We start from the raw sequence: 13399 nt of genomic DNA, 5'->3' as shown, positions 1-13399 counted from the left end.
CGGTGACCTGGCAGGATAACCAACTATGGGATCAGAGAAACGGCCTTGTAGCAGCGGTGCTCCAGCAGGGAGGACTTCAGCCCGCGCACTTCGGGGCGGCTGAGGTGGTTGCGCACGTAGTAGTAGAGGGGGATCATGGGCAGCTCCTCCAGCAGCAGGGTTTCAGCTTCGCCCAGCAGGGCCAGGCGTTTCTTGCTGTCGCCTTCGCGCAGGGAGGCCTGCATGAGTTCATCGTAGCGGGGGTTGCTCCAGCCGGTGTTGTTGTTGCCATCGCCCTTTTGCCAGATGCTCAGGAAGGTATACGGGTCCAGGTAATCTCCCACCCACCCGGCGCGGCAGATTTGGTAGTCCAGCTTTCGCTGATTTTCCAGATAGACGCCCCAGTCCTGGTTCAGCACTCCGGCGGGGATGTTGAGGTTCTTTTTCCACATTTCCTGGATGGCCTCACCCACGGTGCGGTGAGACTCCATGGTGTTGATGAGGATGTCGAATTTGGGAAACCCTTTGCCATCGGGAAAACCGGCCTCGGCCAGCAGGCGGCGCGCTTCGTCGGGGTCGTACTTCAGTTGGCCGGGGCTCACGTAGCCTTCGCCAGCGCCGGAAGGGGTAAAGCCGAGCGCGGGCTTTTGCCCCCCGCGCAGCACGTTTTGGATGAGCGCCTGCTGATCCACGGCCAGCACCAGGGCCTTGCGCACGCGGGGATCTTTAAAGGGTGCCTTGGTGACGTTGATGCGGTAAAAGTAGGTGCCCAGCATGGGATCGGCATGGAAGACCTGGGGCTCCTTGGTGCGGTAGTGGTCCAGCTTGGAAAGCGGCACCGTGTTGGTCACGTGGATCTGGCCATCGCGAAAGGCACGCTCCTCTGTGGCATCGCTGACGATGGGGATGAACTGGATCGCATTCAGCTTCACGGTGGCTGCGTCCCAGTAGTGGGGATTGCGGTCCACGGTGATGGAGTGGGTGTAGCGCCATTCCTTGAGTTGGAAGGGGCCATTGCCCACCAGGTTGCCCACGCGGGTCCAGGGCGTGTCTTTATCGGTCATCTTGCCAAAACGCTCGATGACGTGCTGCGGCACCGGGTGCCAGGCGTAGTGCTTCAGCATGGAGGGCAGGTAAGGGGCGGGGCCTTTGAGGATGATCTGCAGCGTGTGGTCATCCGGCGCCTTCGCGCCCACTTGGGTGAAGTCCTTCACCGTGCCCTTGTTGTACTCCTCTGCATTCAGCATGGGGTAAAGCATGGGCGCATAGGGCGCGGCGAGATCCGGCGAAAGGATGCGCTGGAAGGAGAAGAGGAAATCCCGCGCCGTGAGTGGGGTGCCATCGCTCCACTTCGCCTCAGGGCGCAGGTGAAAGGTCCAGGTGATGAAGTCCGGCGTCTCCCAGTGCGTGGCCACGCCGGGGCCATTCGCATCGGGGTCCTCCACCGTGGTGGCCACGAGGCCTTCGAAGAGCGCATCAAAGAGGTGATGCTCCGGCGTTCCTGTGGCCAGTTGCGGGTCCATCGTTTCCGGTTCAGATCCATTGCCCAGCAGGAGGATGCCTTTCTCCGTGGCTGCAGAGATGCGCGTGGGCCGGTGGGTGCGGGACTGATGAAAAGCAGTCACCGCCCCGATCAGGCCGGTCAAAATCAAAGCTCGTATGATCCAGGCTCGCATGCGTCCTTCAGGGTGGGGGACACGCTCCAGCTTGTCAAGACGCCCCCGTGCCTCAAGCCCTTCTTCATCGAGGATCAGGACTTGCCAAGTAGCGGCATCTAGCTTCACAAACTCGGAGCGTCTCAGAATACGCCGCCCAGCGGCAAGACATAAGACCTTCACCACAATTCCCCTTGGTTAAAACATCGCAATATGATACCTTGTAATGGCCTTCATGTCTTTCTCTCAGCCCCTATTCTCATATCCCCAAGTTTCCCCACACGGGGACCGTGATCCCCATCAATTCCCCACTCTAACTCATTCATCAATTAGTTAGGGTTTAAAATCCCCAAATGGGGAAAATTTCATTCTCATCCCCATCCCCCAGCCACCCACAATCTTTGGCAGAAGTTCTTGAGCATTATGGCGTATAGTCTGACTGTTAAGCTCCCCATCATGCGCGATTATTTCATCCGACGCTTCCTGCTCATCTTCCCGACACTCATCGGGGCGACGATGGTGGTGTTTTTCATCACCCGCATCACCCCTGGTGGACCGCTGGAGGCCGCCATGCAAAAAGCCTCCATGCAGGGGGACCGAGGCATGAAGAATGCCGGAGCCTCGCTGACGGAGGAGCAGAAGGATGCCGTGGCGGCCTACTACGGTTTTGATCGTTCCTTTTTCCCCGCTTACCTGGCCTGGCTAGGGGTCATCCCAGCGCAGATGGACAAGCAGTTTGTGAAATTTGAAGCCGGCAAAACGGAGGCTGAAGTGACGCTTCGCAGGCTGCTGCCACGGGCCGAATGGCAGCCCAACAATGCCTACCGCACTACCCAGGCCACCGTCACCCCCAGTGGCGAACTGCGCGGAGCGGATGCCGAGGACCTCAAACCCTGGCACACGAAGGTGGAAAAGGAAAAGCAGCGCGTGCAGATCTACCGCAGCGAGTACAGCGGCCTCTTCCAGGGAAATCTGGGCATCTCCACCCGCTACAATCTGTATGTGTGGGACATGGTCCTGGAGCGCATGCCCATCTCCATCTTCTACGGGCTGGCCACCTCCCTCCTCATGTACCTTGTCTGCATCCCGCTGGGCATCTTAAAAGCCATCAAACACCGCACGGTCGTGGACAATGCCACCTCGATTCTCATTTTTGTGGGCTACTCGATTCCGGGCTTTGTGCTGGCCAGTGTCTTGGTGGTGTTCCTCGCCGCCCGTGCGGGGTGGTTTCCTACCGGCGGCTTTGTGGGGGATAACTTTGAAGAGCTGACCTTCGGCGCGCAGGTGTGGGACGTGCTGCATCATGCCTTCCTACCTCTGGTCTGCTACATGGTGGGGTCCTTTGCCTTCCTCACCATGCTGATGAAAAACAACCTCATGGACAATCTGGCCGCTGACTATGTGCGCACAGCCGTGGCCAAGGGGGCAGGCTTTAAAAGGGCCGTGCTGGTGCACGCGCTGCGCAATTCCCTTATCCCGGTAGCGACCACGCTGGGGCATATCGTTTCCATCTTTGTCGCGGGCTCTCTGCTCATTGAGATGATTTTTGAGATCAACGGTTTCGGGCTCCTGAGCTACAACAGCATTCTGGATCGTGATTACCCCCTGGTCATGGGCATCCTCGTCGTCCAAGTCCTGGTGCTCATGGTCGGCAACATCCTGTCTGATTTCCTCGTCGCGCTTACAGATCCGCGCATCCGTTTTGAATAACATGTCACCGCGCATCCTTGGCACCCTGCTGGCATTGTACACACTCCTGAGCGGGGGCTTTCGCCTCGCGGGCCTGAGTGTGCCTGTTTTTAAAATCCCCTTCCTCTCCACCGCCACGGTGGGCTGGGTCCTGCTGGGCCTGTGTTTGCTGGCCGGGGTGTGGCTGCTGCGCGGGCCGCGTCAGTGGCAGTTCAGCCCGCTCACGCTGAAACAGTTGCGCCGATTCAAGGCCATTCGCCGGGGCTACGTCTCCTTCCTCCTCCTGCTGGTGCTGGTACTGCTGGGCTCGCTGGATGGGTTGCTGGTGGGCAAGCGCGCCCTCATCGTCAGTTATGAGGGGAAGCTTTACTTTCCCTTTGTGACAAAGGTCCTACCCGCCACCACCTTTGGCGGCACGGAAGAAAGTGAGACAGACTACCGCGAACTGAAGCTGAAATTTCGCGAGGAAAAATCCGCTAACTGGGTGCTGATGCCACCTGTCCCCTACGATGCGAAATTGGACACATCCGAGACCATCGCCATCATGGAGGAGCGCGGCGGCCTCATCTATGAAACGGGCTCCAGCCAGCCCTTCAATGGCCGAGCCTACACCGTCTTTAAAGACAAGCCCGAGCAGAAGCGCCAGGAGATCGTCTTTCGCCAGGGCCAGCGCCACGGCGAGCTGCGCGGCTGGGACCTGGCCGGGGAGCAGGTGGAAAAGGCCACCTATGAGAAAGGCCAGCGTCAGGCCTACACAGACTACACGAATGGCAAGATCCCCGCGCTGGATGCGCAGACCGCACCCACGCTGTATGCGGCCATTTACCCGCCTTCGCCGCCCTCCACCACGCATCAGCATTTCCTCGGCACCACTTCCTCCGGTGGGGATGTGCTGGCCATCCTCTTTGGCGGTTGGCAGCAGGCCATCATCGCCTCCGTCTTGTTCGTCACCATTGTCTTTGTGGTGGGCGTCATTGTCGGCGGTACCCTGGGTTACTTCGGCGGGTTGTATGACATCATCGGTTCCCGCCTTATCGAGATCTGGTCCGTGCTGCCCTTTCTGTTCATCATCCTCATCATCAGTTCCATCATCAGCCCCACACTGTTCATGCTGGTGCTCATCATCTCGGCCTTTAGCTGGATGGGCACGACGATGTACATCCGCACCGCTGCCTATAAAGAAAAGGCCCGTGACTACGTCGCCTCCGCCCGCCTGCTAGGGGCCAGCACCAGCCGGGTGATCTTCCGCCACATTTTGCCCAATAGCATCGCCATCCTGGTCACCCTGGCCCCCTTTGAAGTGGCGGCCATCATTAGCTCCCTAGCCGCGCTGGACTTCCTGGGTTTTGGCCTGCCGCCGGAGGAGCCTAGCTGGGGCCGTCTGCTGCGGGAAGGCACGGAGGATTTTAATTATCCGTGGATCGTGGGCAGTGCCTTTGTGGCCATGACCACCGTGCTCATTTTGGTCACCTTCGTGGGTGAAGCCATCCGTGAGGCCTTCGACCCGAAAAAATTCACGACCTATAGATAAACCGCCAGCCCGCTGTTATACTTTTGTCATGACGATTCAAATTCCAGACCCCATCGCCCAGCAGGCTGGCCTTGATGAGCAGGCCGCTCTCAAGGAACTGGCGCTCACTCTTTTTGCTCAAAAGCGGCTCTCCGCCAGCCAGGCTCGCAAACTGTGTGGGGTGGACTTTTTTGAATTCGAACAATGGCGCCATGAACGCGACCTTCCCATCCGCGAATTCATGATGGATGAGTTGGAGAGTGATCTTGAAACCCTGCGCTCCGAAGGATTGCTGTGATCGTCGTCTCAGACACTTCCTGTCTGTGTTATCTGGCGATGATTCGTCAGGAGGAGTTGCTGCTCCTACTTTTTCACGACGTGATCATTCCACCTGCGGTGGCGGCAGAGCTGGCTCGGGGGGCCGTGGACTTTCCTGCCATCCATCGGGTGCTTGATGCAGCTTGGTTGACCGTGCGAACGCTCAACTCTGCTTCCCGCGCTGCTGAGCTGGAAAAGCAGGTGGACCGTGGCGAAGCCGAAGCCATCACTCTGGCAGAAGAAATTCACGCAGACCTCTTGATGGTGGATGACCAGGAAGCCAGGGATCTGGCTGCGAGGCTGGGCATCAAGCGAATTGGCCTTTTAGGCGTTTTGATCGCAGCCAAAAAAGCAGGCCATCTGAATGGATCGCTAGGCCCCGTCTTGGAGGCACTTTTGAATCTGGGCTTTCGTGCAAGCCCGTCTTTGATCCAGCAAGTTTTGAAGGAGGCTGGAGAATGACCATGAAACTTTCCCCTATGCTCAAAGCAACGATGTTGCTCATCACCCTCTGTTTGGCTTTTCTGCCATCCTGTTCCGAGTCCACCGACGATCGCTTTCCCCCCTACGACAATACGGCGGAAGTGGAGGCTTTTTGGAAGTCCAAACCGGAGCTGTTTCAGTGGAAAACCCCGGCAGATCTGCCCACGGATCTGAAGTGGGAAACCGGCGCGGATGTGCCCGAATTTGGCGATCCCGCCGCTAAAAAAGGCGGCACCTTTCACGACTACCACCCAACCTTTCCCGCCACCTACCGCGTCGTCGGCCCGGATGCCAGCGGCACCTTCCGCGGCGAGCATCATGACCAGGTGATGATCTGGATGGCCACCCGCCATCCCGACCAAGATGCCTGGATCCCCGGCATGGCCGATGCCTGGGCCTACTCTCCAGACAAGAAGACCGTTTACTTCCGGCTCGATCCCAAACTCACCTTCTCCGATGGCACGCCCATCACCGTGGAGGACTTCTTCATGACCTTCTATATCATGCTGAGTCCCCATATCCAGGACCCTTGGTATAACGACTATTACAGCAAAGAATTCAAGAGCATCACCAAGTACGACGAGCACACCTTCTCCTACACGCTCAAGGAAAACTATCCCGATCCCATGTGGAAGGTGGCGGACGTGCAGCCCATGTCACGGAAGTTTTACAAGGAGTTTGGCCAGGACTTCCCCGCCCGCTACCAGTGGCGGAAATCCCCCACCACCGGGGCCTATGACTTCGATCCCGAAGTGGATGTGAAACGTGGCCGCCGCATCACCATCCACCGGGTGAAAAACTGGTGGGCGCGGGATAAAAAACACTTCCGCTACATCTACAATGTGGATGCCACGGACTACCGCATCATCGCCAGTCAGGACAAGGCCTTTGAGCTCTTCCGCCAGGGCCAGCTCGACTTCTTCATCGCTGGCCTGCCGCGCTACTGGTATGACAAGGCCGAGATCCCCGAGATCTACAAAGGCTACATCGAGCGCCACATCTTCTACAACGAGTTCCCTCAAGTGAGCTGGGGCATCCGCATCAATGAAAGCAAGCCGCCGCTGGACAATCTGGACCTGCGCATCGGCATCAACTACGCCATGAACCTGCAAAAGGTGCTGGATGTGGACTTCCGGGGCGACAAGACCCGCATGAACACCACTGAGGCTGGCTTTGGCAAATTCACCAATCCCGCTGTCAAGGCCCGGCCCTTTGATGTGGTGAAGTCGCGCGAGCATTTCGCTAAAGCTGGTTATACCAAACCTGGGGCGGATGGCATCCTCATGAATGCCAGTGGCAAACGTCTTTCCTTCACCCTCACCACCTTCAATTCCGGCACCATCACCCCCATCATGCTGCGGCTGAAGGAGGAGGCGAAAAAGGCCGGGCTGGAGATCATCGTGGAGGGACTGGACACCACCCAGCTCTACAAAAAGCTGAACCAGAAGAATCATGAGTTAGGCCTCGCTGGCTTTGGGGCACAGCCGCCTTACCCGCGATTTTGGGATGATTATCACAGCGACAATGCCTACAAGACCGGGCCCGATGGCAAACGCACCGTGGTGGTGGATACCAACAACCTGACCATGACGGCCGACCCGGCGCTGGATCCGATCATTGATCGCCACCGCAAAGCCGCCACGGAGGAGGAGGTGCAGCAGCTTTCCTGGCAGCTCTCCCAGCTCATCCATGATCGGGCAAATACGATCCCGCTGTGGGAATCTTCCAACTACCGCTACTTTAGCTGGCGCTGGCTGCGCTGGCCGAAAACGGGCAACGCCTTTCACAGCCAGATGCCGCTGGATGCCCGCATGTTCTGGATTGATGAAGACCTCAAACGCGAAACCCAGCAGGCCCAAAAAGATGGGCGCGACTTCGGTGAATCCCTGCAGGTGCATGACTCCTTTGTAAAACCCCGATGACCACCGTGGACTCCATCTTACAGGTCGAAAACCTCGTCACCGCCTTTGACACCGATGCCGGGCGCATGACCGCCGTGGACGGCATTTCGTTTGACGTGCCGCGTGGCAAGACGCTGGGCATCGTCGGCGAATCCGGCTGTGGCAAAAGCGTCACCGCCTTTTCCATCACCCGCCTGCTGCCCCAGCCCCACGGCCAGATCCTCAGTGGCAGCATCCGCTTTGAAGGGCAGGACCTGGTGAGTCTGCCGCTGGAGCAAATGCAGGCCATCCGTGGCAATGACATCAGCATGATTTTTCAGGAGCCCATGACCGCCCTGAACCCCGTGCAAACGGTCGGTCGCCAGCTCGCCGAGGCCATCCTTTTGCACACGCAATGCAGCAAGGCCGAGGTGCTGAGCCGCAGCGTGGACATGATGAAAAAAGTCCGCATCCCCGCGCCCGAGGCCCGCCTGGGCGAATACCCGCACCAGCTCAGCGGCGGCATGCGCCAGCGCATCATGATCGCCATGGCGCTCATCAATAAACCGAAGCTCCTCATCGCCGACGAGCCCACCACTGCGCTGGATGTCACCGTGCAGGCACAGATCCTCAAACTCATCGCCGATCTCCAGCAGGAAATGGGCATGAGCGTCATCCTCATCACCCATGACCTCGGCGTCATCGCGGAGGTGTGTGATGAAGTCGCCGTCATGTACGCTGGCCGCATCGTCGAGCGCGCCAGCGTGCACGAGCTCTTTGCCCGCCCACGCCACGCCTACACCCAGGGCCTGCTGGAAAGCATCCCGCGTCTGGACAGCACGCCCAAGACCCTGCTGAAAGCTATCCCTGGAAACGTCCCTGGCATTGCCGACTTCCGCCCCGGCTGCCGCTTCGCCACACGCTCGGGCCGCCCCCACACGGACACGCACCTGAGCGTGCGCCCCGCCTTCGTTGAAATCTCGCCTAACCATTGGGTAGAAAACTGCCCCATCTGCGTCGCATGAGCCTCCTCACCGTTCAAAATCTCCAGCAGCATTTCCCCGTCCGTGGCGGCCTGCTGCGGCGCTCTGTGGCCTCCTGCAAAGCCGTGGATGGTGTCAGCTTTTCCCTGGCTGCTGGGGAGACCCTAGGCCTCGTGGGTGAATCCGGCTGTGGCAAAACCACCCTCGGCAAAAGCATCGTGCGCCTGCTGAAACCCACCGGCGGCAGCATCCAGTTTGAAGGGCAAGACATTACCCACGCCAGCATGGGCCAGCTCCGCCCCACGCGCCGGCACATGCAGATGATCTTCCAAGATCCCGCTGAATCTCTGAACCCGCGCCACACCGTGCGCGACATTTTGGAGGAGCCCTTCATCGTCCAAAAACTCGGCAACAAAGAAGAACGCCGCGCTTGGGTGGCCGATCTCCTGGATAAAGTCGGCCTGCCCACCACCTCCGGCGATCGTTTCCCCTTCGAGTTCTCCGGCGGCCAGCGCCAGCGCATCGGCATCGCCCGCGCCATCGCCCTCAAGCCCAAACTCATCGTCTGTGACGAGCCCGTCTCCGCGCTCGACGTCTCCGTGCAAAGCCAGGTTCTAAACCTCTTGTTAGACCTCCAGAGGCAGATGGGACTCAGCTACCTCTTCATCGCCCACGGCCTCAGCGTCGTGAAGCACATGAGCGACCGCGTCGCCGTGATGTACTTGGGCAAGATCGTCGAGCTCGCCCCAGCGGAAACCCTTTACCGCCAGCCACTGCACGCCTACACCCGCGCCCTGCTGGATGCCATCCCCGTGCCCGATCCCGCCCTGCGCCGCCCGCGCTCCCTGCTGCAAGGGGACGTGCCCTCCCCCATCAATCCCCCCGCCGGCTGCGCCTTCGGCCATCGCATGGCCCACCCCCGCTGGAAAGACAGCGTGGGCATGGACCTCAGCTTAAAAGAAATCGCCCCCGGCCACTGGGTGCAGCCCTGCCCCTGCTGCACTTGAGGTGGAAAGCGAGTGTGTGAAAGCAGCGGGGCCGCTCTCTATTCTGGATGCACAATGATGTGAGTGCGCTGCACTTCACCGCTGCTTGGCTCCGTGGCCCGGAGATCATGACGACCTGGGGTGAGATCCACATAGTTTACATCACCTTCGGTCTTCACCGGCAGGGTGTCGCAGTCCCAGCTTATGGATCGCTGGGGTTCGGTTTGCAGCAGCAGGCGACGCCCTCCCATAGGCAGGTCCGGGTCCAGCCGCACCACGGTGCCGGGAATGGGATTTGAGATTCGCCAGGGACGTGCCTGCGGGGTGGTCTCTATTGTGACCAAGTTGCCCATCCAATTGTCAGCGCTGCGGATCCAGGTGGCGTACTCAGGTCGCAGGTAGGCGCGACCTTGGGAGTCATAGTCCGCAGCGGTGGCGGCGGGCGGCTGCTGGGCCTGGACAAAGATTTCTTCATGGCTCACACGCACGGGCGGGGATTGGGCTGTGAGGCGCTTGCCGGTGCGAGGATCGATGCGGGCACGGACAATGCCGTGCGGTTCGGCATACCAAGTTAGGCCGAAGCGGGTCTGAAGTTCCAAAAAGACATCCCGCCAGATGGGGGCCGCACCTGTGACACCAGAGACATCCTGCATGGGAGAGTTGTCAAAATTGCCTGCCCAGACACCGACGGTGAACTCCGGGGTGTAGCCGACACACCAGTTGTCGCGATAGCCGGTGCTCGTGCCCGTTTTGACGGCAACAGGGAAGGGGAGGCGCAGTGGGGAGTTCTGGCCAAAGGTGAGCTGGCGGGCCTGGTTGTCCGCCAGAATGTCGGCCATGAGGTAGCAGGTGGCTTCATCAAACTGACGTCGCGGCGCAGGGGTGGTGGCGGCCTCGTTCACAAGCGTCCAGGGGAGGTCCTTTCCCAGGCGGGCCAGGCAGGCATAGGCATTCGCCAGCTCCAGCAGCCGGACCGGGGCATTACCGATGGTGAGACCGAGGCCGTAATGATCTGCGGGCTCAGTGAGTGTGCTCAGGCCTAACTGTTGAAGTGTATCTAACAGGGGCTGTGCGCCCCCAACCAGACTGAGCACCTTCACGGCTGAAATGTTGAGGCTGTTGCCCAGGGCATTCCGATAGGTCATGGGGCCATAGGTTTTATGCGCGTAGTTGTCGGGCCGGTAGGTGCCGGTAGGGGTGGTGTATTCGATGGGAAGATCTGCAATGATGCTGGCGGGTGTGTGGCCTTGTTCCAACGCCAGCAGGTAGGTGAACGGTTTGATGGCGGAGCCGGGTGAATGGGGCACCCACGCGCCATTGATCTGGCCGCCTTCGGGGGCGAGGAAATCACGCGAGCCTGCCAGCGCCAGGACGTGGCCGGTGGCATTTTCGATGACGACCACGGCGGCCTGGGAAACGTGACGCTCCTTCAAGGCCCGAAGGCGTTGGGCAATGATCGTTTCCACCTGCCGTTGCAGTCCGGCTTTGAGGGTTGTGCGTGTGGTCTCGCGTGGTGTGGTACGTAGCATCTCCACCGCATGGGGTGCCTCGAATCCGCCGTGGTATCGCTGCAACTTTAGGGTCTCCTTTTGTGCCACGTGGAGTTGCTCGTCTGTGAGCCAGCCTAGGGTGTGCATCTTTGCTAGGATGCGCTGCTGCCGGGGTAGGATGGCTGCCAGTTGTCGAAAGGGATTGTAGCGGGAAGGAGACTGAGGAATGGCTGCTAGCAAGGCGCATTCCGCCGGGGTGAGATCCTGCAGAGGCTTGTCGAAATAGCCCTGGGCGGCGCTGGCGCAGCCGGTCAAGAGATTGCCATAACTGATGCGGTTGACGTATTCGGTGATGACCTGTTCCTTGCTCCAGGCCATGGCCAGATGACGGGCCTGGATGGCCTCCACGGTTTTGACCCACCAACCACGTTTGCCGGGCCGGGCAGCGGCCACTTTGATGAGCTGCTGGTGGATTGTCGAAGCGCCCGAGACAATGCGGCTTTGCGAGGCATTGTCGCGTGCTGCACGCGCAATGGCCAGCAGGTCCACCCCGCCATGATCAAAGAAGCGTTTGTCCTCTGCTGCCAGGGTAGCCTGGATGAAGCGGGTGGGGATCTCTTCAAACCGCAGCACCTGTGCCACACGATCTCCCTGCGAGGTCAGCAAAAGACGCAACGGTTCACCCTCGCTGGAAAGGTAGCGAGAAGAGGGCTGTAGCGGAGTCTGCAGGGCGGCGGGCAACGACACTGCCCAGGGCAAAGCGAACCAGGTCGCCAGCCCTAGCAGAAGGGCGACGAACAGCAGAGATAGCAGACGTTTGAGCCAGCGTGGCATGGGCAATGACAAGGGGCCGCTGGCATCACGCCCCGGCCCCTGCAAAGAACATGGTTCCCCGCGAAGCACAAGCCCGCGCGGATGCGCCTGCTGTGGAGAAGTTACTTCCCGGCTTCCAGAATCTCCTCCAGCACACGGCCATCTGGTGCTGGCAAGGAGATGTCCAGCAGCCGGGCGATGGTGGGGGCGATGTCCAGGTTCGCCATGCGAGGCAGCACCACGCCTTTTTTGATGCCTTTGCCGGAGGCGATAAAGATGCCGTCCAGTTCCGGGTCTGTATTGGGGTAACCGTGCGTACCGCCGTAGTCCACACTAGGGCCGGTGACGGCATCGCCTGCTGCGCCGTTGTTGAAGGCAAAGCCTGCCTTCGCGTACAGCACCAGGTCACCCATGCCCTGATTTTCGGCGGGAGTCGGCATGCCCAGTGTGGGTCCGTCGTTGCCATCGATCACCTTGTCCACACCCTCGGTGGCGGTGAAGAGTTCCTTGAGTTTCGGCAGCAGTTCCGCCTTGCGGGCGGGGTCCAGCACGTAGATGAAGCACAGGCCGCCCTGGGTCATCGCTGCGACATCACACTGGGTGATGGCATTGCCAAAGGCTTTGGAGTAACCGGCCTTTTTCAGGGCCACATTGGGGAACACATAGTTGGTTACCTTTTTGAAACCATGATCCGTAGCGATGACGAAGGTGGTCTTGTCTTTCAACCCGGCTTCTTCCACGGCTTTCACCAGATCTCCCACCAGCCGATCTGTGTAAGCCAGCGCCGTGTAGCTGGCCATGTTGGCCGGGCCGTAGCGGTGGTGCATGCCGTCGGTGTTCAGGGTGTGGTACAATAGAAGGTTAGGCTTGTGCGTCTTGATGATGTGGCTGGCGGCCTTTGTCCAGGTGAGGTCATGCCAGGCCATGTTCTTGCGCTGCGGGCCCGGGTTCATCCAGGAGACCTGCTCTGCCGTCAGCAGGCCGGCGGCGATCATTTCCTTTTCGATGGGGCGGTCCGCATTCGGCAGTTCTTCGAAGCTCCAGGTGATGGTTTCCGCATCCTTGATAGCTACCCAGTCCACTTCGGCGGTGGTCAGGCCCTCTTTGTGGGCGATGTCATAGATCGTCGGCACATGGACGAGGCGGTTCTTGTGCACCCAGGGTTCAATCTTCGGCGGCTTGTTGCCCTCTCCCCTTACCAGCAGACCATTGAACAAAACGCCATGTTTGCGGGGATTCACTCCTGTGACCATGGTGGTGTGATTGATCCAGGTGATGGAGGGGTTGGAGACGGTCATCGCCTCCGTCTGCGCACCCTCAGCCGCCAGCTTGCGCAGGTTTGGGACGGCCAGTGATGGGTCCTTCCACATCCAGGCTGGGAAACCATCAAGGCTGATGAGCACGACGTGCTGGTTTTTGTCAGCCGCAGAAAGTGCCGCAGTCAATCCGAGGGCCAGGAGGAGAGGTCGAAAAATCATGGGCAGACAGTACGACCGAATCAAAGGCATTCTTCATTACGCCTTGGAGAGTTTCGCTTTGGGATTCAGGTGAGGGGAAATCAATCTTTGATGATTTAGCACCCTTGCTTCATGATCCTGCGATGTTTGTTGGAA

At 59.6% G+C, this 13399-nt stretch carries 10 protein-coding genes; 7 read left to right on the top strand and 3 right to left on the bottom strand.

What is annotated here, in order from left to right:
• Positions 1 to 23: 23 nt before the first annotated feature.
• Positions 24 to 1655, bottom strand: a complete 1632-nt coding sequence (locus ABEB25_RS09610) for a peptide ABC transporter substrate-binding protein (protein ID WP_345736172.1) — start codon at positions 1653 to 1655, stop codon at positions 24 to 26.
• Positions 1656 to 2090: 435 nt separating this feature from the next.
• Between ABEB25_RS09610 and ABEB25_RS09605 the strand changes: the two genes are divergently transcribed.
• Genes ABEB25_RS09605 through ABEB25_RS09575 form a run of 7 tightly spaced genes read left to right on the top strand, consistent with a single transcriptional unit; the run spans position 2091 to position 9504 of the window.
• A complete protein-coding gene (locus ABEB25_RS09605; protein WP_345736171.1) occupies positions 2091 to 3344 on the top strand; it encodes an ABC transporter permease in 1254 nt (417 codons plus the stop codon).
• 1 nt (position 3345) lies between these two features.
• Positions 3346 to 4854 (top strand): ABC transporter permease subunit, encoded by a 1509-nt coding sequence (locus tag ABEB25_RS09600; protein WP_345736170.1) that lies wholly within the window; start codon positions 3346 to 3348, stop codon positions 4852 to 4854.
• Positions 4855 to 4882: 28 nt separating this feature from the next.
• Positions 4883 to 5131, top strand: a complete 249-nt coding sequence (locus ABEB25_RS09595) for a UPF0175 family protein (protein WP_345736169.1) — start codon at positions 4883 to 4885, stop codon at positions 5129 to 5131.
• Positions 5128 to 5613, top strand: a complete 486-nt coding sequence (locus ABEB25_RS09590) for a PIN domain-containing protein (RefSeq protein WP_345736168.1) — start codon at positions 5128 to 5130, stop codon at positions 5611 to 5613. The genes ABEB25_RS09595 and ABEB25_RS09590 overlap by 4 nt, the downstream gene beginning before the upstream one ends.
• Before the next feature lie 2 nt (positions 5614 to 5615).
• Positions 5616 to 7556 (top strand): extracellular solute-binding protein, encoded by a 1941-nt coding sequence (locus ABEB25_RS09585; protein ID WP_345736167.1) that lies wholly within the window; start codon positions 5616 to 5618, stop codon positions 7554 to 7556.
• Positions 7553 to 8539, top strand: coding sequence for an ABC transporter ATP-binding protein (locus ABEB25_RS09580; protein ID WP_345736166.1), 987 nt, complete (start codon positions 7553 to 7555; stop codon positions 8537 to 8539). The genes ABEB25_RS09585 and ABEB25_RS09580 overlap by 4 nt, the downstream gene beginning before the upstream one ends.
• Complete coding sequence (locus ABEB25_RS09575) at positions 8536 to 9504, top strand: ABC transporter ATP-binding protein (RefSeq protein WP_345736165.1); 969 nt, start codon at positions 8536 to 8538, stop codon at positions 9502 to 9504. The genes ABEB25_RS09580 and ABEB25_RS09575 overlap by 4 nt, the downstream gene beginning before the upstream one ends.
• A gap of 38 nt (positions 9505 to 9542) precedes the next feature.
• Here ABEB25_RS09575 and pbpC read toward each other — a convergent pair whose 3' ends face one another.
• A complete protein-coding gene (pbpC, locus tag ABEB25_RS09570; protein WP_345736164.1) occupies positions 9543 to 11807 on the bottom strand; it encodes a penicillin-binding protein 1C in 2265 nt (754 codons plus the stop codon).
• A 101-nt stretch (positions 11808 to 11908) separates the two neighbouring features.
• A complete protein-coding gene (locus tag ABEB25_RS09565) occupies positions 11909 to 13264 on the bottom strand; it encodes an alkaline phosphatase family protein (RefSeq protein ID WP_345736163.1) in 1356 nt (451 codons plus the stop codon).
• Positions 13265 to 13399: the final 135 nt, after the last annotated feature.

Source organism: Prosthecobacter algae (assembly GCF_039542385.1).
Lineage (GTDB): Bacteria > Verrucomicrobiota > Verrucomicrobiia > Verrucomicrobiales > Verrucomicrobiaceae > Prosthecobacter > Prosthecobacter algae.
Note: the sequence above shows the minus strand (reverse complement) of the source record. Positions and strands in the feature narration are given on the sequence as shown.

Coding starts and splice junctions, on each gene's coding strand:
- ABEB25_RS09610 (WP_345736172.1), bottom strand. CDS start 1,655: ATGCGAGCCTGGATCATACGAGCTTTGATTTTGACCGGCCTGATCGGG.
- ABEB25_RS09605 (WP_345736171.1), top strand. CDS start 2,091: ATGCGCGATTATTTCATCCGACGCTTCCTGCTCATCTTCCCGACACTC.
- ABEB25_RS09600 (WP_345736170.1), top strand. CDS start 3,346: ATGTCACCGCGCATCCTTGGCACCCTGCTGGCATTGTACACACTCCTG.
- ABEB25_RS09595 (WP_345736169.1), top strand. CDS start 4,883: ATGACGATTCAAATTCCAGACCCCATCGCCCAGCAGGCTGGCCTTGAT.
- ABEB25_RS09585 (WP_345736167.1), top strand. CDS start 5,616: ATGAAACTTTCCCCTATGCTCAAAGCAACGATGTTGCTCATCACCCTC.
- ABEB25_RS09580 (WP_345736166.1), top strand. CDS start 7,553: ATGACCACCGTGGACTCCATCTTACAGGTCGAAAACCTCGTCACCGCC.
- ABEB25_RS09575 (WP_345736165.1), top strand. CDS start 8,536: ATGAGCCTCCTCACCGTTCAAAATCTCCAGCAGCATTTCCCCGTCCGT.
- pbpC (WP_345736164.1), bottom strand. CDS start 11,807: ATGCCACGCTGGCTCAAACGTCTGCTATCTCTGCTGTTCGTCGCCCTT.
- ABEB25_RS09565 (WP_345736163.1), bottom strand. CDS start 13,264: ATGATTTTTCGACCTCTCCTCCTGGCCCTCGGATTGACTGCGGCACTT.